The sequence below is a fragment of the Corallococcus silvisoli genome (genome assembly GCF_009909145.1).
Classification (GTDB): domain Bacteria; phylum Myxococcota; class Myxococcia; order Myxococcales; family Myxococcaceae; genus Corallococcus; species Corallococcus silvisoli.
Genome location: NZ_JAAAPJ010000015.1, coordinates 112,671 through 137,617 on the forward strand (window position 1 = coordinate 112,671; position 24,947 = coordinate 137,617).

The 24,947-nt window shown below is 70.4% G+C and carries 25 protein-coding genes and 1 pseudogene; 15 read left to right on the forward strand and 11 right to left on the reverse strand.

Annotation, left to right across the window (positions count from 1 at the left end; all coding sequences use genetic code 11):
* Nucleotides 1-119 precede the first annotated feature (119 nt).
* Entirely contained in the window at nt 120-1,772 is a 1,653-nt protein-coding gene (locus tag GTY96_RS38415; protein ID WP_304503247.1) for a mechanosensitive ion channel family protein, read from the forward strand.
* A gap of 26 nt (nt 1,773-1,798) precedes the next feature.
* Here the strand turns inward: GTY96_RS38415 and GTY96_RS27905 are convergent, their stop codons facing one another.
* Nucleotides 1,799-3,367, reverse strand: a complete 1,569-nt coding sequence (locus GTY96_RS27905) for a DUF6119 family protein (RefSeq protein ID WP_161666319.1) — start codon at nt 3,365-3,367, stop codon at nt 1,799-1,801.
* A gap of 103 nt (nt 3,368-3,470) precedes the next feature.
* Nucleotides 3,471-4,019, reverse strand: coding sequence for an RNA polymerase sigma factor (locus tag GTY96_RS27910; RefSeq protein ID WP_143907605.1), 549 nt, complete (start codon nt 4,017-4,019; stop codon nt 3,471-3,473).
* A 376-nt stretch (nt 4,020-4,395) separates the two neighbouring features.
* Between GTY96_RS27910 and GTY96_RS27915 the strand changes: the two genes are divergently transcribed.
* Nucleotides 4,396-5,235, forward strand: coding sequence for a hypothetical protein (locus tag GTY96_RS27915; RefSeq protein ID WP_161666320.1), 840 nt, complete (start codon nt 4,396-4,398; stop codon nt 5,233-5,235).
* A 211-nt stretch (nt 5,236-5,446) separates the two neighbouring features.
* The gene (locus GTY96_RS27920) at nt 5,447-6,139 is read left to right on the forward strand and encodes a hypothetical protein (protein WP_143907601.1); all 693 of its coding nucleotides are present in this window, start codon (nt 5,447-5,449) and stop codon (nt 6,137-6,139) included.
* Nucleotides 6,140-6,172: 33 nt separating this feature from the next.
* Here GTY96_RS27920 and epsE read toward each other — a convergent pair whose 3' ends face one another.
* On the reverse strand, nt 6,173-7,399 hold the full coding sequence (gene epsE / locus GTY96_RS27925; RefSeq protein WP_161666321.1) for an exopolysaccharide biosynthesis GT4 family glycosyltransferase EpsE: 1,227 nt from the start codon (nt 7,397-7,399) through the stop codon (nt 6,173-6,175).
* Nucleotides 7,400-7,570: 171 nt separating this feature from the next.
* On the opposite strand from epsE, the gene GTY96_RS27930 reads away from it, so the two are divergent.
* The 8 genes and pseudogenes from GTY96_RS27930 (at nt 7,571) to GTY96_RS37965 (ending at nt 16,504) form a co-directional block, all read left to right on the forward strand.
* Nucleotides 7,571-8,101: a hypothetical protein gene (locus GTY96_RS27930; protein WP_235685914.1), complete on the forward strand. Its 531-nt coding sequence runs from the start codon at nt 7,571-7,573 to the stop codon at nt 8,099-8,101.
* Nucleotides 8,098-9,126, forward strand: a complete 1,029-nt coding sequence (gene epsD, locus GTY96_RS27935) for an exopolysaccharide biosynthesis glycosyltransferase EpsD (protein ID WP_143907595.1) — start codon at nt 8,098-8,100, stop codon at nt 9,124-9,126. The genes GTY96_RS27930 and epsD overlap by 4 nt, the downstream gene beginning before the upstream one ends.
* Before the next feature lie 5 nt (nt 9,127-9,131).
* Complete coding sequence (gene epsC, locus GTY96_RS27940) at nt 9,132-9,668, forward strand: serine O-acetyltransferase EpsC (RefSeq protein WP_014400828.1); 537 nt, start codon at nt 9,132-9,134, stop codon at nt 9,666-9,668.
* A 60-nt stretch (nt 9,669-9,728) separates the two neighbouring features.
* On the forward strand, nt 9,729-11,894 hold the full coding sequence (epsB, locus tag GTY96_RS27945) for a GH44 family glycoside hydrolase EpsB (protein ID WP_161666322.1): 2,166 nt from the start codon (nt 9,729-9,731) through the stop codon (nt 11,892-11,894).
* A 10-nt stretch (nt 11,895-11,904) separates the two neighbouring features.
* Nucleotides 11,905-12,708 (forward strand): exopolysaccharide biosynthesis glycosyltransferase EpsA, encoded by an 804-nt coding sequence (gene epsA, locus GTY96_RS27950; protein ID WP_161666323.1) that lies wholly within the window; start codon nt 11,905-11,907, stop codon nt 12,706-12,708.
* A 257-nt stretch (nt 12,709-12,965) separates the two neighbouring features.
* On the forward strand, nt 12,966-15,815 hold the full coding sequence (locus GTY96_RS27955; protein WP_143907589.1) for an Ig-like domain-containing protein: 2,850 nt from the start codon (nt 12,966-12,968) through the stop codon (nt 15,813-15,815).
* A gap of 130 nt (nt 15,816-15,945) precedes the next feature.
* A pseudogene (locus GTY96_RS38620) lies at nt 15,946-16,273 on the forward strand (Imm52 family immunity protein); the annotation flags it as partial.
* Nucleotides 16,274-16,297: 24 nt separating this feature from the next.
* Nucleotides 16,298-16,504: an Imm52 family immunity protein gene (locus tag GTY96_RS37965; protein ID WP_235685915.1), complete on the forward strand. Its 207-nt coding sequence runs from the start codon at nt 16,298-16,300 to the stop codon at nt 16,502-16,504.
* Nucleotides 16,505-16,508: 4 nt separating this feature from the next.
* Here GTY96_RS37965 and GTY96_RS27965 read toward each other — a convergent pair whose 3' ends face one another.
* From GTY96_RS27965 to GTY96_RS27975, 3 genes are all read right to left on the reverse strand, one after another.
* Nucleotides 16,509-16,994 (reverse strand): cupin domain-containing protein, encoded by a 486-nt coding sequence (locus GTY96_RS27965; protein WP_143907587.1) that lies wholly within the window; start codon nt 16,992-16,994, stop codon nt 16,509-16,511.
* A gap of 28 nt (nt 16,995-17,022) precedes the next feature.
* Entirely contained in the window at nt 17,023-17,403 is a 381-nt protein-coding gene (locus GTY96_RS27970; RefSeq protein WP_143907585.1) for a helix-turn-helix domain-containing protein, read from the reverse strand.
* A 126-nt stretch (nt 17,404-17,529) separates the two neighbouring features.
* Entirely contained in the window at nt 17,530-18,039 is a 510-nt protein-coding gene (locus GTY96_RS27975; protein ID WP_161666324.1) for a hypothetical protein, read from the reverse strand.
* Between the two features lie 320 nt (nt 18,040-18,359).
* On the opposite strand from GTY96_RS27975, the gene GTY96_RS27980 reads away from it, so the two are divergent.
* Nucleotides 18,360-18,629: a hypothetical protein gene (locus tag GTY96_RS27980; RefSeq protein ID WP_143907583.1), complete on the forward strand. Its 270-nt coding sequence runs from the start codon at nt 18,360-18,362 to the stop codon at nt 18,627-18,629.
* A 30-nt stretch (nt 18,630-18,659) separates the two neighbouring features.
* On the opposite strand, the gene GTY96_RS27985 is transcribed toward GTY96_RS27980, so the two are convergent.
* Nucleotides 18,660-19,037: a response regulator gene (locus GTY96_RS27985; protein ID WP_143907581.1), complete on the reverse strand. Its 378-nt coding sequence runs from the start codon at nt 19,035-19,037 to the stop codon at nt 18,660-18,662.
* Nucleotides 19,038-19,170: 133 nt separating this feature from the next.
* Here GTY96_RS27985 and GTY96_RS27990 point away from each other — a divergent pair, with 133 nt between their 5' ends.
* The 3 genes from GTY96_RS27990 to egtD all read left to right on the forward strand — a co-directional run bounded on the left by GTY96_RS27990 (nt 19,171) and on the right by egtD (nt 22,406).
* Nucleotides 19,171-19,833 carry a trimeric intracellular cation channel family protein gene (locus tag GTY96_RS27990; protein WP_161666325.1) on the forward strand — a complete coding sequence of 221 codons (663 nt, stop codon included), beginning with the start codon at nt 19,171-19,173 and terminating at the stop codon, nt 19,831-19,833.
* Nucleotides 19,834-20,044: 211 nt separating this feature from the next.
* Nucleotides 20,045-21,379 (forward strand): ergothioneine biosynthesis protein EgtB, encoded by a 1,335-nt coding sequence (egtB, locus tag GTY96_RS27995; protein ID WP_161666326.1) that lies wholly within the window; start codon nt 20,045-20,047, stop codon nt 21,377-21,379.
* A gap of 7 nt (nt 21,380-21,386) precedes the next feature.
* Entirely contained in the window at nt 21,387-22,406 is a 1,020-nt protein-coding gene (egtD, locus tag GTY96_RS28000) for an L-histidine N(alpha)-methyltransferase (protein ID WP_143907575.1), read from the forward strand.
* Between the two features lie 88 nt (nt 22,407-22,494).
* Here egtD and GTY96_RS28005 read toward each other — a convergent pair whose 3' ends face one another.
* The 4 genes from GTY96_RS28005 to GTY96_RS28020 form a co-directional block, all read right to left on the reverse strand.
* Nucleotides 22,495-22,686 (reverse strand): hypothetical protein, encoded by a 192-nt coding sequence (locus GTY96_RS28005; protein WP_143907573.1) that lies wholly within the window; start codon nt 22,684-22,686, stop codon nt 22,495-22,497.
* A gap of 305 nt (nt 22,687-22,991) precedes the next feature.
* Nucleotides 22,992-23,534 (reverse strand): hypothetical protein, encoded by a 543-nt coding sequence (locus GTY96_RS28010; RefSeq protein ID WP_255442867.1) that lies wholly within the window; start codon nt 23,532-23,534, stop codon nt 22,992-22,994.
* Nucleotides 23,535-23,984 carry a bactofilin BacM gene (gene bacM, locus GTY96_RS28015; protein ID WP_143907571.1) on the reverse strand — a complete coding sequence of 150 codons (450 nt, stop codon included), beginning with the start codon at nt 23,982-23,984 and terminating at the stop codon, nt 23,535-23,537.
* 3 nt (nt 23,985-23,987) lie between these two features.
* Entirely contained in the window at nt 23,988-24,875 is an 888-nt protein-coding gene (locus tag GTY96_RS28020; RefSeq protein WP_143907569.1) for a ParB/RepB/Spo0J family partition protein, read from the reverse strand.
* Nucleotides 24,876-24,947: the final 72 nt, after the last annotated feature.

Below are 24,947 nucleotides of genomic sequence, written 5' to 3' on the forward strand. Positions count from 1 at the left end.
GGCCCCTTTTGCCCGCCCGGCCTCCGTCCGGCCCTTGTCCTTCCGCGTCAACCAGGGTGGACAGCGCACCTCCAGGGTGATTGTTTGCTCTCAAATCAATTAAGGATTGGGAGAACACCGTGCGCCGTTTCGTGCCGCCTTGGATGTGGCTGCTGCTGCTGTGGGGGCCTTCGGGGGCCTTCGCGCTGAACGCGGGGCTGCCGCCGCCTCCGCCGGACGTGGACCGGAGCACGCCCGCGGCGACGGCGGCGGGGTTCCTGGACGCGGCGCATGCTCGGGACGCGCTCCGGGCGCCGCAGTACCTGGACCTGTCGCGGCTGGCTCCCGCGGAGCAGGCGGAGCAGGGGCTGGGGCTGGCGCGGCGGCTGGTGGTGGTGCTGGACCGGACGCTCTGGCTGGACTTCGCGCGCATCGGGAAGGAGCCGGCGGGGCCGGGGGAGCGCGCGCGCCGCGAGGTGCTGGGTCAGGTGGCCACGTCGCGCGGGTCCCAGGACATCGTGCTGGAGCGGGTGGACGCGGCAGGCGGCCCGGTGTGGGTCTTCAGCGCGGACACGGTGGGCGCCATCGACACGCTCTTCCAGGAGCACGGCTCGCCGCTGCTGGAGATGCTGCCCCCGGTCTTCTTCTCGCGTCCCTTGTGGGTGCTGGAGACGTGGCAGTGGCTGGGGCTCGCGGGGGTGCTGGTGGGGGCGTGGCTGCTGGGGCGACTGGGCGAGGCGGTGACGCTGCGCGTGGGGGCCCGGGCCACGGGGATGACGAAGTCCGGCTGGGATGACGAGTTGCTCGCCGCGGGCCAGGGGAACATCCGCTACGTGCTGGCGGGGGTGCTGGCGGCGGCGGGCGCGCGGTTCCTGAAGCTGCCCCCGCCCGCGCAGGCGGCGGTGGACCTGGGGGCGCGGTCGCTGATCATCGTGGCGGTGGCCATGTTCCTGCTGCGCTTCCTGACCCGGGCCGCCCGGTTCCTGGAAGAGAAGGTGTCCAAGTCACCGGAGGGCACGGACGTGGCTCGCGTGCGCGGGCTGCGCACCCAGCTGTCCATCCTGCGCCGCGTGGTGGAGGTGGCGGTGGTGCTGGTGGCCGCGTCGCTGCTGCTGCTCCAGTTCGAGGCGGTGCGCAACGTGGGCGTGTCGCTGCTCGCGTCCGCGGGCATCGCGGGCCTGGTGTTGGGTCTGGCCGCGCAGAAGTCCATCTCCACGCTGCTGGCGGGCATCCAGCTGTCCATCACCCAGCCCATGCGCATTGGCGACACGGTCATCATCGAGAACGAGTGGGGATGGGTGGAGGAGATCACCCTCACCTACGTCGTCGTGAAGGTGTGGGACCTGCGCCGGCTGGTCATCCCCATCACCCAGTTCCTGGAGAAGCCCTTCCAGAACTGGAGCAAGGTGTCGCCGGAGATATTGGGCACCGCGGAGCTCTACGTGGACTTCCGCACCGACGTGGCCGGCGTGCGCGCGGAGCTCAAGCGCATCCTGGAGCAGGAGTCGAACGGCCTGTGGGATGGGAGGGTGCAGGGGCTCCAGGTGACGGACCTGAGCGAGCGCACCATGAAGCTGCGCGCCCTGGTGAGCGCGGCGGACTCGGGCAAGGCGTTCGACCTGCGCTGCCTGGTGCGCGAGAAGCTGGTGGCCTTCCTCCAGGCCCAGCCGCACGGCCTGCCCCTGCTGCGCGCGGAGGCCTCGCCGCTGCCCTTCCCCGAGGAGAAGTCCCCGGGCCCGTCACTCCTGCCCACGCGCGCCGGTAACATGACCCGCGCCGAACCGCCGCGCTGAACTGTCGACCCCCGCGCCCGGGCACATCAGGGCGCGGGGCTCTCCCGTTCAATCCTGCAGAGCGCGACGTTGAAGCCCGCCATCTGCACGGTCTTCACGTGCTCCAGGAGGTTGACGACACTGAAGAAGAAAAGCGTGTCCGCCAGGGAGCCTTGCCGGGACGTGGCGATCGCGTAGACGACTCGCGGCACTCCTTTCATGCGCTCGAAGTCATTCGCGCGTCCATAGTGGTCGTGGAAGTGCTCCCGGACCTTGTCCGCGTGCGCGCTCTCCGACCTGAACACCATGGCGGACACGCTCCCCTGTCCGAACAGGTGACTCAACGTGGCGGAGTCCTTCATGTCCTTCACATGGATGAAGTCCCGGTTCGGACTGAGCAGATCGCAGACCTCCATCTTCCCCGTGTGGCTCTCGGGGTAGAACGGCTTCGCATCCAACACGAGCCAGTTCTTCGTCTGCCCCACGTGTTGGTTGTACTGCCCCTCTTTCTTGAAGGCGGGGCTCCACTTCGGAAGCTGGAGCTTCGCCGTGATGTCGGGCAGCGCTCGCACTTGCCTGCGCACCTTGGCGATGTAATCCGTGTCGACCCGGAACCACTGTCCCAGGGACAGCATGTAGGTCGCGCCCTGGTGTTCGACCTGAGCCACCAGGTACAGGTGGAGATTGTCCTTCGCCGTCAACTGCTCTCCCTCGGAGTTGTAGCCGCGTACCCAGATCTTCTGAGGAACCCGCGGCACCTCGGGATGGGCGTCTAGAAAGGCGAAGACCTGTGCGATGTCGAAGTCCTCGAACTCCTTCAAGCGATGCCCCTGCGACAAGCTCCAGGTCAGGATCTGCTCGTTGGGCATCTCCGGAAACGCGACGGCAAGCCCCTCATGGGAGCCAGCCGTCAGCAGGCCGACCAGCGCCTCTTCCAGCAGCGGCAGGAGCGGATCCCGAGACTTGAGGGGCCGCAGATGGTCGATGAAGCCGAAGTGCTTCTTGTACTGACGCTTGCGGTACTGCTTGAGGAACGTCCGGCAGTGTTCGCCCAACTCCGCGACGGTGCATTGCATGGAGAGCTTGAGGGAGTCCGCGCCCACCATCTTCTTCGTCAACTCGGTGGACAGGGGACGCCCACTGACCTTCTGGAACCAGTCGAGCTCCGTGCTGATGTCGAACTCCCCCACCCCTCTTCCCGCATTGAGGTGGGTCCGCCGCTGACGGCTGACCCGGTCCACCCTTCGGGTGTCCACCATGTCGAGCGCCCCCGGATCCACCTCGTTGAGGGTGACCCTCAACCCGAAATCCGGCTCGATGAGGGAGCGTTCGATGGCCCCCAGGCCATGCCCGAAGGTGATCGCGAAGATGCGCTTGTCCACCTTGAGGAAGAGGACAAAGGAATTCGACTGGTTCTTCAGGTGGAGCGCCCCAACGCTGAAAGCCGTCTCCAGCCAGGGGGTCCACTTGGGCGGGGTCGGCCTGTTGGCCTGCACCCACGCGACGCAGGGAAAGGGGAGCGCTTCGCTGGGCTTCAGCTCGCGATAGCCCTCCTTGCGCTGAAGTTGGTCGAGGTCGGAGACAACGTCGCGAAGCAGGTACACGGTCAGATTCATGGGGAGACCTACCGTTGATCCTCGGAATGAGGATCTCGGAATCAACCCAAGGTCCGACCTGCGAACCATCCCTCTGAAGGGGTAGGCCCGAGCCCCTCGTGGGTCAGTGCCACGCCCCCACGGAGAGCCGGCGCTGCTCCGCGATGGGCAGCAGCCGCTCCCGCAGCTGCTCGCGCACCTGGTGCAGCCACCACCCCACCGTGCCGGTGGAGCGGCCCACCTGCACCCCGATGCTCACGTAGGAGCGCCCCTGCGCCCGCAGGTGGAAGACCTCCCGCTGCTGCGGCGGCAGCCGGTCCACCGCCTCGCGCAGGTCCTTCTCCTGGATGAACGTCCACAGCTCCCCACCCTCCCCCTCCTCCGGATCATCGCTCAGCACCGTCACCCAGCCCGCGTTCACCGCCTTGCGCTGCTCCGCCCGGTGATGCCGCAAGAGGCTGATGGCCCGCGTGTTGATGACCCGCCCCGTCCACGCCCGGAAGGCCTCCGCCCCCTGCAGGTGCAGCCGCTCCTTCCACGCCTCGTCCAGCGCGTGCTGCACCAGGTCCTCCGCATCCGCGGCGTTCCCCAGGATGCGCTGGGCGTGCTTCAACAGCCCCGACCGGAATTGGATGACCAGCGCTGCGAACGTCTGCATCTCTTTGTCAGCCATGGAGTGCCCCCCGAGCGGCGTTCCGTGCAGGAACCATGATGACAAAGCTTTCCAGGTCCGGCAGAGCAACTTTTCCTGGAATTACCAAGAGTGTCTGGAAATCCTATCCCACCCGGCGATTTCCATCCTGGCTGTCGCGAATGCATCCAGTGTCTGTCTTTCGGGTGTCCACCAGGGGCAGGGGTGCCGGGGTTTCCGACAGAAGCGTGTTGGAATGACAGACAGTGGTCATTCCGGGAGGCTCCGGACGGCGACGGCCCTGGAGGGTGATTGCACGAAAGGGGGAACGTCTTTCGCGCGTCCCTACCTCTTCCGGGTGAGCGTGCTTCCGGGGCGGATGCGAGACGCTGCGGGTTTCCCTCCTCCCTGGAGAGCCATGAAGCGTTTCCTCCCCACTGTTCCACTCATGCTGTGCGCAGGGGCCTGTGACCGTGCCCCCGCGCGGATCGAATTCCAGCCCCCCGGCTACGTGCTGTCGTCCAGCGAGGTCGCCCTCCAGCCCCGGGTGCTGACCCAGGGCGGCGACGTGCTGGAGGATGCGCGGCCCCGGTTCGCCGTGGCCCCTCCGGACCTCGCGGTCGTCACGGCATCCGCGGGCGTGCGCTGCCTCCGCTCCGGGGATGGCACCCTCTCCGCGACCGCGGGCCCCGTCCGTCGCGAGGAGCCCCTGCGCTGCCGGCTGGTGGAGACGCTGCGCATGCCCTCCGCCTCGCGCCTCATCATCCCCAACGCGCCCGTGGCCGTGGCGGTCTCCGCCCTGGACGCGAGCGGAGCGGTGCTGCACGACGTGCCCGTGACGCTGGGGTCCTCCAATCCCTCCATCTTCCGCGTGGAGGCAGGCGCGCTCGCCCCCGTGTCGGTGGGCACCGCGAACCTCGTCGCGTCCGCCGGGGAGCGGACCGCCTCCACGCCCGTGACCGTGGTGCGCAAGGTCCGGTCGGAGCCGCTGCTGCTCAACGACGGCCGCCGCGTGAGCTGGAGCCTCAACCAGGGTCACTACGAAATCGAGGCGCAGGTGCGCTCCACGGACGGCAGCAGGCACGGCATCACGCTCGCCTGGGTGGGCGGAACCCACTGCCAGGACGCGGGAGAGGCCCAGCTGCTGCGCAGCGAGTGCACCATCGAGAACACCGGCTCCGTCATCATCGAGAACCCCACCACCTTCGGCCTGGGCCCGGCCGCGGATGGAGTGGTCGCCATGTACGAAGTGCCCTGAGAACCCCGCCCCGCACGGCGCGCCTCCCGTCACGGCGGGAGGCCCTTCCCCCCCGGAAGGAAGCAGCCAGGCATGCGCGGTCTGTTTCGAAATGTTTCGCCCTCCTGACGCCGCGGGTGTCACGGCCCGAGGCGTGCTGTAACCGCCGCCACCGTGGCATCCGGGGCTCCGCGCCCCGGTCGCCGCGGAGCGCGGGAAGGCGGTGTCGGTCATGGCGGAACCCAGGCGTCCCGAGTCAGCCGTTCGCGACGTGCTTCCCTACCGGAAGCCGAAGCTGGGGCGGGACTATTGGATCAAGGAGAACGTGCTGCCCAACGCGCTGGAGGTCTACGAGCGCAACCTGGCGCGCGAGGACTGGACCCTGGGCGCGCCGTGGCGCCCGGAGATCTGGCCCGGCATCCGAGCCCCCCACGCCCTCACCCCGGAGGAGCTGGCCCCAGTGGAGGCGTGGATCCGCGAACAGACCGGCGTGCGCGGCCTCAAGCAGGAGGCCCCCACCCAGGGCGCGCTGTCCCACAACCACGTGCAGCTGGTGGGAGAGACGGAGTCCACCGCCAAGCCGCACGTGGACTCGCTGGCGCTGTGCGACTACGCGGGCGTCATCTACCTGCACCCGAAGCCGCCGGTGAAGCACGTGGGCACGTCGTTCTTCCGCCTGCGCCTCCCCAGCGGGGGCCTGGGCGGCAACACCTGCCCTCCTGGCTGCGTCAACCTCACCCAGGCCTTCGGCGTGACGAAGCTGCCGGCGAACGCGTGGGCGCAGGACGTGGAGGTGGAGAACGTCTTCAACCGCCTCGTCGTCTACCGCGCGGACTTCGTGCACTCGGCGACCGCGTACTTCGGCAAGGGCGACAAGCGGAACAAGCGCGCCACCGCGCTCTTCTTCTGGAAGGCCGTGCGCTGAAGGTGAGCCGCACGGCGCCTCCACGGCGCGCGGCTACGACGGCCGCGCGCCCAGCATCTGCGCGAGCATGTCCGCGCTGCGCTCGCTGCTGAACTGCTGCTCCACCTTGCGGCGGCCCGCCTCGCCCAGCCGCACCGCCTCCGCCGGGTCGCGCGCCAGCTTCTCCAGCTTCTCCGCCAGCTCCACCGGGGCCTGCGGCTGCACGAGCACCCCGTCCACGCCGTCGTCCACCAGCTCCTTCACGCCGCCCGCGCCCGTCACCACCACCGGCGCGCGCATCGCCATGGCCTCCATGATGGCCACGCCCAGCGGCTCCTGGAGGCTGGCCAGCGCGAAGAGGTGCGAGCGCTGGATGCCGTCCTTCACCACGTCCTCGCTCACCGCGCCCAGCAGCGTCACCGCGTCCTGGAGGCCGTCCTGCTGGAGCTTCGCCTCCAGCACCTTGCGGTACGTCGTGCCGCCGGCCTCGTCCTCGCCCGCGATGGACAGCCGCGCGTCGATGCCCTTCTTGCGCAGCATCCCCACCGCGTCGATGAGGTCCGCGTGCCCCTTGCACGGGTTCAGCCGGCCGCACGCGAACAGCCGCAGCGGGCCTTCGCCGGACCACGGCTCGTAGGGCACCGTGCGCTGGAAGCGCGCCAGCTCCACGCCCATGGGCGCCAGCTCGATGCGCTCCGGCAGGCTCCCCGCCAGCTCCTGGTTCACTTCCCCCAGGAGCTTCTTCGTGATGACGAAGGCGAACCGGGAGTGCCGCCACTTCTCCCGCTGGTTCGGCCCGTAGTCGTCCAGCGGCCCGTGCAGCGTCATGCTGTACGTGAGGCCCGACAAGAGGTGCGCGAACATCGCCACGTGCGCGGCGTTGGCGCAGGAGTGCACGTGCACGTGCGTCCACCCGCGCTCGCGCGCCAGCGACGCCAGCCGGCCGCCCATCACCGCGAACGCCAGCAGCTGCGCGCGCCCCTTCGCGTCCAGCCCCTCCGCCCTCGCGATGGACGCCAGGCACCGCGCCCAGCCCGTGGGCATGGCCCTCGCCACCTCCAGCGCGGCCTTCGCCACGCCCCACGGCCCCGGCGGCGCCAGGTACTCCGTGCGCGCCATCGCCTCGCGCGCCCAGCTGTGGCTGATGATGCGCGCGGGCGGAGGACGGGTGGACACCAGCTCCGGCGACACGCCCTTCCCCGGCAGCGCCTGCAACTCGCGCCAGAAGAAGATGTGGGTCTGCCCGGGGAACTCGGGAATCAGGTAGCCGATCTTCTGCACCCGCCTTCCATAACACGCCGCGTCCCCATCTCCCCTCGGCCATGACGGGTCCGAGCCCGGGCCTTGGGGGTGTCATGCGTGACAGCAGACCGGTGGCGCGCTCCTTCGGCTGCCCGCCCGCCCGGGTCGTTGGGCGCTGACGCCTCGATGCGTTATACCGTCCGCGCTCCCATGTCCGCCGATTCGAGCCCCCCGTCATCCCCCGAGGAGACCCCGCCCCCGAGCGCCGCGCCCTCACCGGAGCTGTCGCGGCTGTGGTTCGCGCTGGACCGCCGTGGCTGGAGCTACCTCGCGGTCGTCCCGGCCCACCCGGGCGCCCCCGCGCTGGACGCGGCCCAGGCGCTGATGGAGGCGGGCTCCCCCTACCCGGAGCCCCCCCTTCGCCTGGTGGACGCCACCGGCATCGAGCCCGCCGGAGCGCCGCGCCTGGTCCAGGAGGTGCGCCGCCGCGTGGAGCAGGGGGAGCGGGTGGTGGTGGTCATCGACTCGCTCCTGACCCACCCCGCGAGCATCCCGCTGGCGCTCGCCGCGGACACCGCCCTGCTGGTCATCACGCTGGGTGAGACGGACTTCGGCTCCGCCCAGAAGACCCTCCAGCTGGTGGGCCCCGAGCGCTTCGCCGGCAGCGTCACCTTCCCCCGTCCCACGAAGAAGCAGCAGCGCGCCGACAAGGCCAAACAGAAGGAGAAGAAGAAGCCATGAGCCCTTCCGACTCCCCGGCCCCCCGGATCAGCGTCGTCATCGCCACGTACAACCGGCTGCCCCTCATCACGCGGCTGCTCCAGCAGCTGGCGGGCCAGACGCTGCCGCCGGAGGAGTTCGAGGTCGTCGTGGTGGACGACGGCTCCGCCACCGACGTGCGCGGGCCGCTGCTGGCGCTGAAGCTGCCCTACACCCTGCGCGTGGAGGTGCAGGCCAACGCGGGCGCCGCCGCCGCGCGGCACCGGGGCGTGCTGGCCGCGAAGGCCCCCACCGTCCTCGTCACCGACGACGACATGCAGGTGGCCTCCGACTTCCTCGCGCGCCACCTGGCGCACCACCCGCACGGCTCGCGCAACGTGGTGCTGGGCCGCATCCGGCCGGACCCCGAAATCGGCGACATGCCGCTGTTCGAGCGCTGGTATGCGCACCTCAACAACCGCATGGCGGAGGAGCTGTCCGTCCCCGGCGCGAAGGCGCGCGGCAACCACCTGTACACCGGCAACGTGTCCTTCCCCCGCGCGGACTACGTGGGCGTGGGCGGCTTCGACAAGACGCTGGGCCAGTCCGAGGACGTGGAGCTGGGCCTGCGCCTGGAGAAGGCCGGCTGCGCGTTCCTCTTCGCGCCGGACGCCTACGTGCTGCACGGCAGCGACCACGTCAGCTTCGAGAAGTGGATCCGCCGCGCGCACCGCTACGGCATGTTCGACACCCACGTCTCCGTGAAGCACCCGGACGTGAAGGGCGTGAACCCCTGGCGCCTGCTGTTCGAGACGAACCTCCTGTCGCGCCCGCTGCTGGCCTCCGCGGTGATGGCGCCGGAGGCGTCGCGCCGGCTGACGAACGCGGTGGTCACGGCCTCGGGCGTCGCGGACAAGCTGGGCCTGAAGGGCGCCGCGTTCGCGGGCACGTCCGTGGCGTACGGCATGGAGTACCTGCGCGGCGCCCGCACGGAGGCCGGCGGCTGGAAGGGCGTCGCCAAGGGCGTCGCGCGCTACCTGCAGGGCCGGGGAAATCCCCAAGGATGAAAGCCATGTTCGGAGCCCTCATCTCGGATGCGTTGGAGATGGCCAAGGCCGCCACCGGCACGTCCGACGCGAAGTCCATCGCCAAGGTGGTGCTGACCAGCGACTCGTACCGCATCACCGCGCTCAACCGCGCCCGTGAGGCGGCGCTCGCGTTCCACATCCCGCTGGTCAACCACGTGCTGCGCGTGGCCCAGACGGCGGTGATGGGCATCGAGATTGGCAAGGACGTGACGCTGGGCAAGGGCGTGTACTTCGTGCACAGCCTGGGCGTCGTCATCGGCGGGGACGCGCGCATCGGCGACCGCGTGCGCTTCTACGGCAACAACACCGTGGGCACCGCCAAGGACAACGGCTACCCCACCATCGAGGACGACGTCTGGATTGGCGCCGGCGCCCGCATCCTGGGGCCGGTGCGCATTGGCGCCCGCTCGCGCATCGGCGCGAACGCCGTGGTGCTCCAGGACGTGCCGCCGGACAGCGTGGCGGTGGGCATCCCCGCGCGCATCTTCCCGCGCAAGGACCTGGACGAGGTCCCGCTGTAGCCGAGCTGTCGTCGTCGTTCCGCGGTGCCGGGCTTCGTTCCGGGGCATGGGGTGAAGGTCATGGCTGACAAGGCGAAGCAGGCGCGGTGGAAGCGGACCGTCATCCTCACCTGCGCGGTGCTGGGCGGCGGCGCCGGCGTGGCCATGGCCCAGCAGGGCCCCCCCGCGCCCGCGAAGGACGCGGCCCCCGCGCCCGCGGATGCCACGGCCTCCGTCGTCCTCTACGACGGCGGCCTCAAGCCCGGGTGGAACGACATCGGGTGGGCGCCGCGCGAGCTGCCGAAGAGCGCCCCCGCGCGCCTGCGGATGTTCAACTACGGCGGGTGGATCCTCTACCAGCCGAAGCTCGCGGGCGCGTATGGCGCGCTGAGCTTCCGCTTCACCGCGCCGGAGGCCTACGGCGAGTTCCTGGACGTGCGCCTGGACTCGGCGGGCCCCCGGGTGTTCCCGCACGTGCGGATCAGCCCGGAGTTCATCGTCCGGAAGGACCGCGAGTGGGCGGAGGTCGTCGTGCCCATGGAGGTCCTCAACCCGCGCAACGAGCCGTTCGACCGCGTGGTGATGCGCGCCTCGAAGGACGTGGGCCGCGACTGGGTGCTCTTCGACAAGGTGGCCCTGGTGCCGCTGTCGCCGGACATCGCCGCCGCCAGGGCCGCGGGCGGCGGGCGCATGGGCCGGGGCGACGGCCGCGAGTCGAAGATGGTCATCGACTGCTCCGGCCCCGCGAAGCCCATCAGCCCGCTCATCTACGGCATCGCGCTGGACGGCAACAAGGAGACCACGGACACGCACCAGTGGAAGCTGGGCGCCACCATCCGCCGCTGGGGCGGCAACCCCACCTCCCGCTACAACTGGAAGCTGGGGCGCGCGTGGAACACCGGCAACGACTGGTACTTCCGCAACGTGCAGCTGGGCTTCGGCGCGGATGACTTCCTGGAGTCCAACCGCCAGCACAACATGCAGTCCGCGCTCACGCTGCCGCTGCTCGGCTGGGTGGCCAAGGACACGTCCGCCGTGGGCTTCCCAGTGGCGGACTTCGGCCCGCAGCAGGCCCAGGACGACACGGAGCCCGCGGGCGGCAACGGCGTGCGCCGCGACGGCACGCCCCTGGTCCCCGCCGCGCCCACCGCCACCAGCGTGCAGGCCCCGCCGGAGTTCATCTCTGAATGGGTGAAGGCGCTGAAGGCCGCGGACGCCAGGCGCGGCGGCGCGCGCGGCGTGAACATGTACATCCTGGACAACGAGCCCGCCCTCTGGAGCTCCACGCACCGGGACGTGCACCCCGAGCCGCTCACCTACGACGAGCTGCTCAAGCGCACCATCGACTACGGCACCGCCGTGCGCCGCGCGGACCCCGAGGCCGTCATCGCCGGCCCCGCGGAGTGGGGCTGGACGAACTACTTCTGGTCCGCCGCCGACTTCGCCCCCGGCCGCCCGCCCTACACCGACCGGCGCGCGCACGGCGACGTGGCGCTCCTCCCCTGGTACCTGCGCGAGCTGCGCGACCACGAGAAGAAGACCGGCGTGCGCGTGCTGGACGTGGTGGACGTGCACTTCTACCCGCAGAGCAACGTGGGCCTGGGCCTGGAGGGCGCCACCGACCCGGACACCAACGCGCGGCGGATCCGCTCCACCCGCGCGCTGTGGGACCCGACCTACAAGGACGAGTCGTGGATCGCGGAGCCCATCCAGCTGATCCCCCGCGTGAAGCAGTGGATCTCGGAGAACTACCCCGGCCGGGGCCTGTCCATTGGCGAGTACAACTTCGGCGCGATGAAGCACATGAGCGGGGGCCTGGCGCAGGCGGAGGCCCTGGGCCGCTTCGGCCAGCAGGGGCTCACCTCCGCGTTCTTCTGGCAGTACCCCGCGGAGAACAGCCCCACGTTCTGGGCGTTCCGCGCGTACCGCGACTTCGACGGCAAGGGCGGCCGCTTCCAGGACAACGCCCTGTCCACCACGGCGCCGGAGGGCACCAGCCTCTTCGCGTCCCGGGACGCCTCCGGCAAGAAGCTCACCGCCGTGCTGCTCAACTTCGACCCCGAGCAGGCCGCCCAGGCGCAGCTGGAGTTCAAGGGCTGCGGCGCGCTCAACACCGTGCGCGTGCTGGGCTACTCGGGCGCGCCCGGCGGCTTCACCGAACAGGCCCAGGGCACCCAGGCCGACCAGACCCTGTCGCAGCGCCTTCCCCCCTACTCCATCACCGTGCTGGACCTCACGGTGAAGTGAAGACGACGCCTTGACCACCGCACACGCCCCCGCCGCCGCCTCTCCCCGCCCGCGCCTGAGCATCGGCCAGCTCGCCATTGATCAGCTGTCCTTCCCGGAGGCCGTGACCGCCATTGGCGCCCTGGTGGACGCGCACCAGGGCGGCTACGTCTTCACCGCCAACGTGGACCACGTGGTGCTCGCGGAGACGAACACCCGCTTCCGCGACGCGTACGCCAAGGCCACGATCTCCGTGGTGGACGGGATGCCCATCGTCTGGGCGTCGCGGATGCTGGACGTGTCCCTGCCGGAGCGCATCGCCGGCTCCGACCTCATCCTCCCCCTGGTGAAGCTGGGCGCCGAGCGCAAGTGGCGCATCTTCCTCCTGGGCGCCGGCCCCGGCGTCGCGGAGAAGGTGGGCCGCCAGTTCCAGGCGGAGTACCCCGGCATCGAGGTGGTGGGCTGGGACTCGCCCATGGTGAACCTGGACGCCGGCGACGCGCAGAACGACCCCATCGTCGCGCGCATCCGGGAGAAGGATCCGCACCTGCTCTTCGTCGCGCTGGGCAGCCCCAAGCAGGAGGTGTGGATCTCCCAGGTGGCCCAGAAGCTGGGGCCCACGGTGGCCATTGGCATTGGCGCCGGGTTCGACTTCATCGCCGGCACCGCCAAGCGCGCCCCGGAGTGGATCTCCAAGGCCGGCTTCGAGTGGCTCTACCGCCTCACCCATGAGCCCAAGCGCCTGTGGCGCCGATACATTCTCAACGACTCACAATTCGGCATCATCCTGCTGCGCGAGCTGTGGAAGCGCACCAGCGGTAGACAGGGAGAATGAGTCCCGGAGGACTCACAAGCTTGACTGTCTGTCCTTGAATTCTGGGTTTAGAGGCGCTTCCCCCTCCCTGGACAAATACAGCCAAGCTTGAGTATTCTTGCCCCGCACACCTTTCGCGGGGTGCATCTTCCCAGTCAGACGCAGGTATCGGACCACCGGGGCGCGCGAGTCGAGCGCGGGTGGACGGGCCGGGGTGTGCGCTGGGACGGGCCTCCCGCGCTCTGGGACGTGCCCACCCGTAGGCCCCTGGACCCCTCATGTCACCTGTTGTCTACCGTTCGTCGCCCCGTTGGGCGGCGTGCCTCGCTGCGTTCGCGGCGGTGTTGCTGTCTGCCTTTGCCCTCCCGGCGGCGGCGGCCACCAACACGGAGGCCACGCAGAAGGCCATCCAATTCCTGAGCTCGGACGTGGCCAACTGGACCACGTCACAGAATTGTATCGCGTGTCACCGTCAGGGCGCGGCGGTGTTCGGTCTGTCGAGCGCCAAGGCCAACGGCTACAACATGGCCCAGGCCACCAGCAACGGCCGCACCATCCAGGGCAACCTGGACTTCCTGGCCGAGCGCATCAAGACGGACCAGAAGCCCGCGGGCAACTGGCTGCACGAGGGCTCCGCGTACCCGAACGAGAAGACGAGCTGGGCGTCCTTCGGCCTGGCGGGCTTCGACCAGTACGTGTCCACGCAGTACAGCAGCGCGCTGGTGATGGCGGCCAACTGGGCGCTGGGCATCCAGCAGGCCAGCGGCCGGTGGCCGGAGGACCACATCAACTTCCCGGTGGACCACGGCAGCGTGCCGCTCACCGCGCGCTTCATCGTGACGCTGGCGCAGGCGAAGCAGCGCGTGGACCCGGCGAAGGCGGCGGCGTACCAGACGGCCATCGACAAGGCGGCGGCGTACCTGCGCGCGAACCTGAACAACAACGACACGTCCGGCACGGGCGACGGCATGCCGTACACGTTCCAGAAGTCGTGGGCCATCGTGGGCCTGAAGGCCGCGGGCCCGGGCACCAACGGGGTGAACACCACCGCCATCCAGACGCTGGCGAACCAGATGGTGGCGATGCCGGCGGTGAGCGGCAAGGGCTGGGGCAACCTGCCGTCGGAGGCGTCCAATGACTTCGCGACCGGCATCGGCGTGTACGCGATGTGCCTGGCGGGCCTGGAGCCGGCCAGCAACGCGCGCCTGTTCAACGCGATTGAGTGGCTGAAGTCGCGGCAGGCCGCGGACGGCAGCTGGGGTTCGGGCACGGCGTCGCCGGACATCCCGACGACGTTCGCGTCGCTGGGTCTGGCGTGCTTCGGCGACTTCAGCGTGGAGGTGTCCGTGGTGGGCGAGGACACGAAGATGTTCCCCATCTACGACCCGGCCATCCAGGAGACGACCTACACGTTCAAGGTGAAGAACCACGGCTACCAGGCGGACACGTACACGCTGAGCGCCGCGGGCGGCCTGCCGGGCTGGACGGCCACGCTGAGCCGGCCCACGGTGTTCCTGGCCTCCGGCGCGGAGTCCACGGTGACGCTCACGGTGCGCGCTCCGGCGAACCTGCTGCCGTCGCTGCTGTCGGAGGTGACCGTGAAGGCGGCCTCGGGTGGCGCGGTGGGCGTGTCGGCCTCCGCCCGCGTGCGGACGTACACGCCGCCGCCGCCGCCGGTGACGGGCGTGGCGACGACGACGGCCATCCTGACGCCCGCGGCGAACGCGCAGGTGACCATCGGGCAGGCGACGCTGCTGTCGGCCCGGGTGCGGGACGCGTCCAACGTCATCGTGACGGGGCCGCTGAAGGGCGTCGTGACGTTCTTCGTGGCGGGCGTGGCGATTGGCGCGGATGACGACGCGGACGGCGACGGCGTGTTCTCCCTGCCGTGGAGCCTGGCGACGGACACGTGGTCCGCCACGGGCGCGCAGGACTACCGCGCGGTGTACTCGGGCGTGACGCTGCAGCCGGCCAAGCCGAACCTGCTGGGCAGCACGGCGTCCCAGACGCTGGTCATCAATGCCTATCCGTACACCCCGCCGGAGGTCATCATGGGCAACCAGCCCGCGTTCCTCCGCGAGACGACGCTGTCGGTGTGGGGCTTCGTGAAGCCCGCGACCAACGGCGCGGTCATCACCTACGCGGCGTTCATCGTGAACGGCGGCACGCCGGTGGTGGTGAACCCCGAGGCCAGCGGCGGTCTGGTGTACACGCCGGTGGAGCTGGTGGAGGGGCCGAACATCATCCAGCTCACGGGGCGCGACAACCTGGGCGGCATCACGACGAAGCAGATCAACCTGACGGTGGACCGCATCCCGCCGGTCATCACCATCCAGTCGCCGGTGGAGGGCCAGGTGGTGGGCACGGCCATCGTGGACGTGACGAGCCTGATTGACGAGCAGACCCCGACGCGCGTGGAGACGCAGTGGGTGAACAGCACGCTGCTGGAGTTCGGCACCGGTTCGGTGACGCACCCGGTGAGCCTGCCCAACTTCGGCCATCAGGGCATCCTGGTGCGCGCCACGGACTCGGCGGGCAACGTGACGGAGGCCGTGGTGCACGTGTTCGTGGACGCCGGCACCCCCACGGTGACGACGGACCCGGCGGACGGCGCCACCTTCGGGCCGCGCGCGAACCACACGCTGCCGTATGTGATTCGCGTGTCGTCCATGTCTGGCACGACGGTGAAGCTGGGCAGCCAGACGTTCCAGCTGCCGCGCGGCGGCGGTGAAATCCAGACGTCGGTGACGCTGGCGTCGGGGGTGAACACGTTCACCATCGACGTGACGAACGAGGCGGGCCGCAACGTCCGCACCACGCGCACCGTGCGCTATGACACCCAGGCGCCGACGGCGACGCTCCTCACGCCGGCCCCGGGCAGCACGGCCAGCGGGGTGATTACGCTGTCCGCCCGGGTGACGGACGCGCTGAGCGCCATCAAGAACGTGGCCTTCACGCGGGACGGGTCGGGCATCCGCGCCGGCACGCTCCAGCCGAACGGCACCTGGACCGCGGAGCTGGACACCCGCGAGCTGCTGGATGGCACGCACACGGTGGACGTGTGGATGACGGACGCGGTGGACAACTTCGTCATCCAGAGCTTCAACTTCACGGTGAAGAACCACTAGCCGACAGCGATTGAAGCCGGACCCTTCGGGGCGGGAGGTCCTCACGGGCCTTCCGCCCCGTTGTGTTTTGGGGGTGGTTGTCAGGGATTGGGAGCGGGCCGCATGCTGCCGGGCGAGGAATGCCGCGACCATGAAGGAGACGTATTACTCAGGCTGCTACTGGTTGGCTCGACCGGAACCTGTCGAGGCCTGCGCCCATCGTCTGGAGTCGTTCCTCCGCCAGTTGGGCCCGTTGGAGCCTACGTGGAGGCATTGGCACCAGACAGCCGCGACGTTCGAGCAAGCACGGAAGCTGCGGGTGCAGCCAGACGCGGCCACGCTTTCGAAGCTCCTGAAGGGCAAGGCCAGCCGATTCATGGACATGTCGCGCTTCTGGCTCTGGGCGGGCCTCACTGAGGAGGAGACCTCGAAGGTCCACGGTCACTGCGGCAGCGCCGCGACACACATGAACTCCGTCTGTCTCCTGGACGGTCGGCTGGGTCATGTACTTCGCCGACTTCCGCGGCCCCGTCCCCCCGCTCCCAACCCCCGTCCAGGTGGAGCGCCTCCCGGACCGGGGCACGCTCATCACCCTCACGCAGGAGCGGTTCACCGCCTCCAACCCGGCCCACGTCGCGCTGGCCGCGGACGTCCAGCGGCGCCTCCAGGACGCGGGCATGCTCACGCCCCTGCGCCCCTGGGGCACCTGACCCCTCAGCGCGGCCCGGGCTTCGCCAGCCTCCGCAGCAGCGCTTCGTGCGCGGGGTGGCGGGCCACCATCACCTCCGCCTCCGGCAACTCGAAGTCCGCGAAGTCGAACCCCGGCGACACCGTGCAGCCCACCAGCGTGTACGCGCCCAGCGGCTCCGCCGCCTGGAGCACTCCCGCCGGCACCAGCACCTGCGGCTGCTCCCCCTTCGTCACGTCCCGGCCCAGCACCGCCGTCTCCAGCCGGCCGTCCTCGTGCATCAGGTGCAGCGCCAGGGGCTCGCCATCGTGGAACAGCCACAGCTCGTCCGCGCCCACCACCCGGTGCCAGGCGGAGAACTCACCCCGCGTCAGCAGGTAGTAGATGGCCGTCCCCGCGGACCTGCGCCCCCGCAGCGTCTGCACCTGGAACGCCGCACGGTAGGTCTCCCGGAAATACCCGCCCTCCGGATGGGGCTTGAGGTCCAGCCTGCGCACCAGTTCTTCCACCATGGTGCCACCAGTCTAACGCCTCACCCCCTCAGGGCTTCTTCTTCTGCTGCTGCATCGCGGACGCCACCAGGTTCATCAGCTTCAGCTGAACCGGCGTCAGCCGCCGCAGGTTGCGCAAGAGCCGCCGCATCTCCGGCACGTCCTCGTCACTCCGCGCCCGGGGCTTCTCCTTCGGCGGAGGGGCCGCGAACGCCTCGCCCAACCCCAGCAGGTCGTGCGGCGGGATGTTCAGGACGACGCACAGCCGACGCAGGTTCTGCACGCTCGGCAGCATGTGGCCCCGCTCCAGCCGGCCATACACCTCCGACGCCATGCCGATGCGATCCGCCACGTCCGCCTGGGTCAGGCCCATCCGCACCCGCACCGTGCGCGCCGCCGCGCCGAGGATGCCCGCCAGTTCAGTGTCCATGCCCTTGCCAGTCCCCGCGAGGAAGCGCCTCCATGGCCTCGGCCGCACGGCATAACCCTGAAGGTCGGGTCATGTCACCTTACCTCTGGCGTTTTTTCCCTCCCCCGCGCACCCCGGCCGCCCCCCTCACGGCGAGGGCTCCGGCACGGGCGCGCGCCGGCGCTCCGCCATCGTGAACAGCATCGCCATGGGCAGCCCCATGAACACCGCGTGCCACACAATCTGGAGGAACTGCGGAACGCCCAGGAACCACGGGAAGTAGCCGCGCGCCAGGAGCTGGAAGTCCACCAGCCACACGAAGATGCCGAAGAGCATCCCCACGGCCGCCTGGAACTCCCACCGGCCCCGCCCATCCACCGGCAACATCGCGTCCAGCAGCGAGTACACCACCCCCCAGCCCGCCGCGATGACCAGGTGCACCAGCAGCCCCACCGCCACCGCCGCCGCCGTGGACACCTGCGGCGTGAAGGCGGGCGTCCCCAGCACCACCGCCGCCGTCATCCGCACCGGGACGAAGGGAGACTCCCCCGCCGCCACCGCCAGGGCCGTCTCCGCCAGCGCCAGCATCACCCCCGCGGCCACGCCGAACAGCAGCCCGTTCGTCAGCGACCAGGGGGTGGGAATCCGCCGTGCCATGGGTGTGCCTCCTTGAGTTGAGGGCGGCGGGCACCGGAAGCGGGCCCGTCCACTGCTCAACGCTGCGCACCCCGCGCGGAAGGGGGCAGCCACCCCGCACCGGTGGCCCGCCACACCGACGCCCGGGCAGGCGGCCAGGCCCCCCTCCACCTCCCTCCCCGAAGTGTCAGGTGGCCCGTCATTTCTTCCCCCACGATTCCGGCGGATCCGTAACTTCTTCAGGCCGTCAGGGCCGTCAGGCGTGAAAGTGCCTGGAATTCCCGGGAGCACAGGTAGGCATGGGGTTCGCAAGGGCCGTCTTCCGCCAAGGAACCGAACCCGTGCCCCAGTCTTCCGCCCGAAACCGCCTGATCCTCCCGTACCGCGTCCACTACGCGCCGCCCGCGTGGCGGGAGGTGGGGCGCATGTCCGCGGAGGCGTTCGAGGCCCTGCAGCAGGCCCTGGCGCGCCTGGCGGAGCGGTCGAAGAACCAGGACTCGGTGGCGGGGCCCGCGCGCTACCGCGTGGAGGGCCACGGCCTGGAGCTGCTCTACGAGCGCGACCCTCGCGCCAGCACGCTCACGCTGCTCGCGGTGACGCGCGTGGGTTGAAGCCCTGGCCCTCTCGCGCGGCCGCCCGCCTCAGGCGTCCCGGCCGGCCAGCCGGCCCACGGTGGCCACCAGCTCGTCGGGGACGATGGGCTTGCGCAGCAGCCCGCCCGTGTCCGGCAGCATCTCCGCGCCCACGCCGCTGAGCAGCAGCACCGGCACGGCCCTCAACCGCGGCCAGTCCGCGCGCAGGTGGCGCAGGAACTCAGGGCCGTCCATCACCGGCATCCTCAGGTCCAGCAGGATGAGGCTCGGCGGCGGCAGGTGTTGGAGTTCGTTCAGGGCCTCACGGCCATTGGCGGCGACGGCCACCTCATAGCCTTCCCCCTCCAGGATTTCGGCGATGGCGGCACGAGCATCATCGTCGTCCTCCACCACGAGCACGGGCTTGCGCGGCGCGGGCTGGAACATGCCCGCAGCATAGAGACCCCCTCCCCCACTCGGACACGCCTTCCCAGAATAACCCGACTACTTGTGGACAGATGGCCAGCCCCGCGGGGTGGCCCCCTTGGGGCGAGGACATCCGCTCTGGGAGGTTGGGCCCATGCTGATGCTGCCCGTCTACCTGGAGCTGGGCGCGGTGGGGCTGGGCGCCCTGTCGGGGGCCCTGCACGCGCTCCGGAGAGGGGCGGACGTGATGGGGGTGCTGGCGGTGTCCACCTGCACCAGCGTGGGCGGCGGCATGGTGCGCGACGTGCTGCTCGCGCAGCAGCCCGCGGCCCTGCGCTCCTCGCGCTACCTGCTGGCGGTGGTGGCGTGCGCGGTGCTCGCCGTGCTCTTCGTGCCGTGGCTGTCCCGGCTGTACCGGGCGCTCGACGTGGTGGACGCGCTCCTGCTGGGGCTCTGGGTGGTGCTGGGGCTGGAGAAGGCGCTCGCGTTCCAGCTGCCCCTGCCGTCCGCGGTGTTCCTGGGAATCGTCACGTCCGTGGGCGGAGGCGTCATCCGCGACGTGCTCCTGGGGGAGCGCACCGCGCTCGTCTCTCCCGGGGAGCTGTACACCTCCGTGGCCCTGTTCTGCGGCCTCCTGTACGTCGCGCTCGCCGTGGGCCTGGCGCTGCCCGCGCCCCTGGCGGAGACCCTCTCCATCTGCGCGGCCAGCGCCCTGCGCCTGGGGGCCATGTGGCGCCGGTGGCACCTGCCCGCCCGCTTCGACCTGCTCCTCCTGATGGATCGGCTCCGCGCGCGCCGCCCGCCCCCACCTCCCTGAGCCGAAAGACCGTATTTCGTCCCAATATTTTGGGAAAAAACGAACCTTTCGGTCCAGAATCACCCGACAGCGCGGGAGCCTCCGGTTAGGACTGCGCGGAATGACGAAGGGCAGGCAGGCCCGCAAACGTGCGTTCCCTCACGGGAGTCCCTTACCAGAGGGGCCCGGGGGGTTAGCGGGGCCCGGAGCCCCTTCCTACCTTGGGCCGACCATGTCGCTGAGGAGCAGGGAACAAGGAAGCACCCCCTCGAGGGACGACACGCGGTGGAAGGCGCGCGCGTGGCGGGAGCTGGAAGCGGGGCGTGAGCGCATCCAGGCCATGCTGGCGCCGCTGCCAGAGGCGGAGCTGATGCGGCAGCACTCGCCGCTGATGTCCCCGCTGGTCTGGGACGTGGCCCACGTGGCCAACTACGAGGAGCAGTGGCTGCTGCGCGCGCTGGGGGCTCCGGCCTTCACGGACCCCGCGTTCGACGCCATCTACGACGCCTTCCGCCACCCCCGGAACACCCGCTCCGCGCTGCCGCTGCTGGAGCCCGAGGCCGCCTGGGCCTACGCCACCCGCGTGCGCGAAGCGGTGCGCGCGCACCTGGAGACGCTGCCAGACGCGAGCGCGGATCCGCTGCTCACCGGGGGCTGCGTCTTCGGCATGGTGGCGCAGCACGCGCAGCAGCACGCGGAGACGCTGGCCGCCACGCTGCAGCTGATGACGCACGTGGAGTACCACCCGGTGGAGGCGCCGCGCCCCCGGCCCGGCGCGGTGCCCCAATCCGAGGTCTTCATCCCCGGCGGCCCGGTGCACCTGGGCAGCACCTCCGCGTGGGCCTACGACAACGAGCGGCCCCGGCACGCCGTGGACGTGGCGCCCTTCCTGCTGGACGCGCATCCCGTCACCACCGGGGACTACCTCGTGTTCGTGGAGTCCGGCGGCTACGAGGACGCGCGCTGGTGGGACCCCAAGGGCTTCGCGTGGCTCCAGGCGGAGGGCTTGAAGCATCCCCTGTTCTGGATGCCGCAGGGTTCGCACGTGTGGCTGCGCCGCCGCTTCGGCACGGTGGAGCGGCTGCCCAGGGATGAGCCCGTGCAGCACGTGTCCTGGTACGAAGCGGACGCGTACGCGCGCTGGGCCGGAAAGCGCCTGCCCACCGAGGCCGAGTGGGAGAAGGCCGCGCAGGGCAGCGACGGCGTGGCGCGCGAGTACCCCTGGGGCGACGCCGAGCCCACGGACGCGCACGCCAACCTGGGCGGGACGCGCTGGGGACCGTCACCGGTGGGCAGCCACCCGGCGGGCCGCGGCGCGGACGGGGTCTGGGGGCTCGTGGGGGACGTCTGGGAATGGACCGCCAGCGACTTCCAGCCGTACGCGGGCTTCCGGGCCTTTCCCTACCGCGAGTACTCGGAGGTCTTCTTCGGCGCCACGTCGAAGGTGCTGCGAGGCGGCGCCTGGGCGAGCGCGCCGGTCGCGGTGCGCAACAGCTTCCGCAACTGGGACTTCCCCATCCGGCGGCAGATCTTCGCCGGCTTTCGCTGTGCACGGGACGTGAGGTGAGGAACGCATGAGGATGAGGACGGAGCAGGGTGAGGCAGGGGGCGTGGACACCGCGGCGACGGGCGTGAAGGTGGACGTGTACGTGAAGCCCGGGGATGCGCAGCGCGCGCTGCGCGCCGAGGTGCTCGAAGGGCTCTGCCACGGCCCCAAGGAGCTCTCGCCCAAGTGGCTCTACGACGAGCGCGGCAGCCAGCTCTTCGACGACATCACCCGCCTGCCGGAGTACTACCCGACGCGCCGCGAGCGGGAGATCCTCCACGCCCACGCGGACGACATCGCGAACCTGAGCGGCGCGGACACGCTGGTGGAGCTGGGCAGCGGCACCAGCGAGAAGACCCGCCTCTTGCTCGACGCGATGGACGCCGCCGGGCAGCTCAAGCGCTTCGTGCCCTTCGACGTGAGCGAGGCCTTCCTGCGCAAGGCGGCGGAGGGGCTGGCGCGCGAGTACCCGCGCATCACCGTGCACGCGGTGGTGGGGGACTTCGAGCAGCACCTGGGCCGCATCCCGGGCGGCGGCCGCCGGCTCATCGCCTTCCTGGGCGGCACCATCGGGAACCTCAAGCCCCGCGAGCGCGCGCTGTTCCTGCGCGAGCTGTCCTCCGGGCTCCGGCCAGGGGACGGACTGCTCCTGGGCACGGACCTCATCAAGGACCGCGAGCGCCTCTTCGCCGCCTACAACGACAGCGCGGGCGTGACGGCGGACTTCAACCGCAACGTGCTGCGCGTGCTCAACCGCGAGCTGAAGGCGGACTTCGACCCGGAGGCCTTCGAACACCTGGCCCCGTTCGATGAGACGAACAAGTGGATCGAAATGCGGCTCATCTCGCGCAAGCCCCAGTCCGTGTGGCTGGAGGACCTGGGCCGGCGCGTGGAATTCGCGCAGGGCGAATGTCTGCGCACGGAGGTGAGCTGTAAGTTCTGTCGCGAGCAGGTGCAGTCGGAGCTCAGCGACGCGGGCCTCGACCTGGCCGCGTGGTGGACGGACGCGGACGGAGACTTCGCGCTGTCGCTGGCGATGAAGCGCTGAGCGGGAGACCCGCTCGGAGGGGGCCGCCCGGCGCATCGTCCAGACGCGCCGGGCCGGGACCCGAATCAGCAGGGACCGCCGGGGACGGCTAGCGGCGGCGCGGAGGACCGCGACGCGCGGGCACCGGCACCGGGGCCGGCTGCTGCGTCGGGCGGGTCCACGCGGCCCAGAGCGCCGCCGCCGCGGTGATGACCAGGCCTCCCGCCGCTGCAAGCTGCTCGCCCAGGGAGCCGATCTCCACGACGGCCAGGGGGAGGGGAAGCATCTCGGTGAGCGTCATGCGCGGACTCCTTACGAGGGGCACAGCGTGAAGACCCGGGACGGGCGGGCGCTCGACACAGGTCGGGAGGCTAAGGTTAGGAAGTCGGAAGGGTTTCGGGAAGTCCCGGAGACCCGCGGTGACGCCGCGTGGACGGAATTGCACCTCGGGTTGGTCCCGAAGTCCATCCCCTCCCCGTGGCAGTCGCCGGAAACCATCACCCGTCTCACGTAATGGGGACACGCGGGCCGCGCAGGACGTTCCCGAACAATCGCGGCGTCATCGCGGATCCCCGGAGGGGGGCCACCCCGCGTGCGGGCTTCACTTCACCGGGGCGCGGCCTGGACCTGGATGGTCCGGCAAGCCTCGGTGGCCAGGCGCACGTCCTCGACGGAGGCGCCGGGCAGGCTGGCGCAGAGGAACAGGTCGTCCCCCACGCGCCGGGCGCCGAAGAACGCGGGGGCCTCCGGGCCCAGGCCTCCATCCGCGAGGGACGGGGCCATGGTCACGCGCAGCAGGGAGAAGGAGGTGGTGTCCTCCTCCTGGTCCAGCGACAGCGTGAAGTGCTTCATCTGCTGACGGACGGTGTCCGCCAGCTTCTCCGAGGAGGGCATCTGCTCGCCCTGCCCCGGCTTCAAGTCCACGCGCAGCGCCGGGCGGCCAGGAGGGCCCGCCTGGAAGCTGCCGTCGGTGGCCACCTGCGCGGACCAGCCCGGCGGCAGCGGCACCTTCACACCCGAGCGCAGCCCCGCGTCCTCCGTCAGGCCGCCAGTGGAGGGAGTCTCCTCCTGGCAGCCCCGGCAGCCCACGAAGAGCGCGAGCGAGACCAGCCCCGCGGCCCTCCGCACGCTGGACGCGCGGACACGCACCTACTTCTTCTCTCCGGGCGGCGGCGGGTTGCCACCCTTGTTGCCGCCCAGGTTCTCCATCTTGAGGGAGCCCTCGAAGATGACGCCGCGGTCCATGGAGAGCGACGGCGTCTCCAGGTTGCCCTTCACGCGGCCCGGCTGCTTCAGCTCGATGAGCTGCGTGGCGCGCACGTTGCCTTCCACCGTGCCATTGATGATGACGGTGCCGGCCTGGATCTCCGCCTGCACGCGGGCGCCGTCGCCAATGACGAGCACGTCCTTGGTGACAATCTGCCCGTTGAACTTGCCGTCGATTCGAACCTGACCTTCGAAGGTGAGCTTCCCCTCGAACTCGCTTCCCTTGCCCAGAAGCGTGTGAACCTCACCCGGACGCGTCGACACGAAATCCTCCTCCCGTTTGAACAAGGGCTTGCTGGGTGCTTCGTCTTTCTTCCCGCCAAGGAGCGCCACGCCCTACTCCTTCCTCAGAAGCTTCAACAGCCGATCCAGGTCATCGTAGGAGAAGAAGTCCACTTCCAGGGTGCCTTTTCCCGGGCTTTTCTCCGACAGCCGTACCTTTGTCCCCAACCGACGTTGCAGTTCCTCGGTCAGCGCCTTCACCTGGGGGCTCACCTTGGGGGCCGGTTTCCCGGCATCCTTCTTCGTGGACCGGCCCTGCTGGACCAGCCGCTCCGTGTCGCGCACGGACAGCTTCTTCTCCGTCACCTGCCGGGCCAGGTTCTGCAGCTCCGGCAGCCGGGGCACGCCCAGCAGCGCACGCGCGTGGCCCATGCTGAGGGAGCCGTCCGCCACCATGTCCTTCACATCCGGGGGCAGGGCCAGCAGGCGCAGCGCGTTGGCGACGGTGGAGCGCTCCTTGCCCACGCGCTGGGCCACCTGCTCCTGCGTGAGCTTGAACTCCTCGACGAGGCGCTTGTAGCCGTCCGCCTCTTCAATGGGGTTGAGGTCCGCGCGCTGGAGGTTCTCCACCAGGGCGAGCTCGAAGGACTGGGCCTCCGTGACCTCGCGGACGATGGCCGGGATCTCCTTGAGGCCGGCGGCCTGGGACGCGCGCCAGCGGCGCTCGCCGGCGATGATCTTGTACCCGTCCCCGTCCTTGCGCACGAGGATGGGCTGGAGCAGGCCCTGCGCCTTGATGGACTCGGTGAGCTCGTGGAGCTTGGACTCGTCGAAGTGGCGGCGGGGCTGGAGCGAGTCGCGGTGGATGGACTCGATGGCCAGCTTGAGCACGCCGGCCTTCGAGGGAGCCGTGGGCGCCGGGGCGGCGGGGGCGGCCTGCGGGATGAGGGCGGAGAGGCCCCGGCCCAGGGCGCGCTTCTGGGTGTCAGCGTTCTTCTGCACGGCGGTCGGAAACTCCCGCGCCGGCGTGGGGCCGGCGCGCATGGGCCTTGAGGTGCTTCACGGCGAACCGGG

Coding starts and splice junctions, on each gene's coding strand:
- GTY96_RS27955 (WP_143907589.1), top strand. CDS start 12,966: ATGTCACCTGTTGTCTACCGTTCGTCGCCCCGTTGGGCGGCGTGCCTC.
- GTY96_RS27915 (WP_161666320.1), top strand. CDS start 4,396: ATGAAGCGTTTCCTCCCCACTGTTCCACTCATGCTGTGCGCAGGGGCC.
- GTY96_RS27965 (WP_143907587.1), bottom strand. CDS start 16,994: ATGGTGGAAGAACTGGTGCGCAGGCTGGACCTCAAGCCCCATCCGGAG.
- GTY96_RS27975 (WP_161666324.1), bottom strand. CDS start 18,039: ATGGCACGGCGGATTCCCACCCCCTGGTCGCTGACGAACGGGCTGCTG.
- GTY96_RS27920 (WP_143907601.1), top strand. CDS start 5,447: ATGGCGGAACCCAGGCGTCCCGAGTCAGCCGTTCGCGACGTGCTTCCC.
- GTY96_RS27990 (WP_161666325.1), top strand. CDS start 19,171: ATGCTGATGCTGCCCGTCTACCTGGAGCTGGGCGCGGTGGGGCTGGGC.
- egtB (WP_161666326.1), top strand. CDS start 20,045: ATGTCGCTGAGGAGCAGGGAACAAGGAAGCACCCCCTCGAGGGACGAC.
- GTY96_RS27905 (WP_161666319.1), bottom strand. CDS start 3,367: ATGAATCTGACCGTGTACCTGCTTCGCGACGTTGTCTCCGACCTCGAC.
- egtD (WP_143907575.1), top strand. CDS start 21,387: ATGAGGATGAGGACGGAGCAGGGTGAGGCAGGGGGCGTGGACACCGCG.
- epsB (WP_161666322.1), top strand. CDS start 9,729: ATGGCTGACAAGGCGAAGCAGGCGCGGTGGAAGCGGACCGTCATCCTC.
- epsD (WP_143907595.1), top strand. CDS start 8,098: ATGAGCCCTTCCGACTCCCCGGCCCCCCGGATCAGCGTCGTCATCGCC.
- GTY96_RS28005 (WP_143907573.1), bottom strand. CDS start 22,686: ATGACGCTCACCGAGATGCTTCCCCTCCCCCTGGCCGTCGTGGAGATC.
- GTY96_RS27985 (WP_143907581.1), bottom strand. CDS start 19,037: ATGTTCCAGCCCGCGCCGCGCAAGCCCGTGCTCGTGGTGGAGGACGAC.
- GTY96_RS27930 (WP_235685914.1), top strand. CDS start 7,571: ATGTCCGCCGATTCGAGCCCCCCGTCATCCCCCGAGGAGACCCCGCCC.
- GTY96_RS27970 (WP_143907585.1), bottom strand. CDS start 17,403: ATGGACACTGAACTGGCGGGCATCCTCGGCGCGGCGGCGCGCACGGTG.
- GTY96_RS37965 (WP_235685915.1), top strand. CDS start 16,298: ATGTACTTCGCCGACTTCCGCGGCCCCGTCCCCCCGCTCCCAACCCCC.
- GTY96_RS27910 (WP_143907605.1), bottom strand. CDS start 4,019: ATGGCTGACAAAGAGATGCAGACGTTCGCAGCGCTGGTCATCCAATTC.
- epsC (WP_014400828.1), top strand. CDS start 9,132: ATGTTCGGAGCCCTCATCTCGGATGCGTTGGAGATGGCCAAGGCCGCC.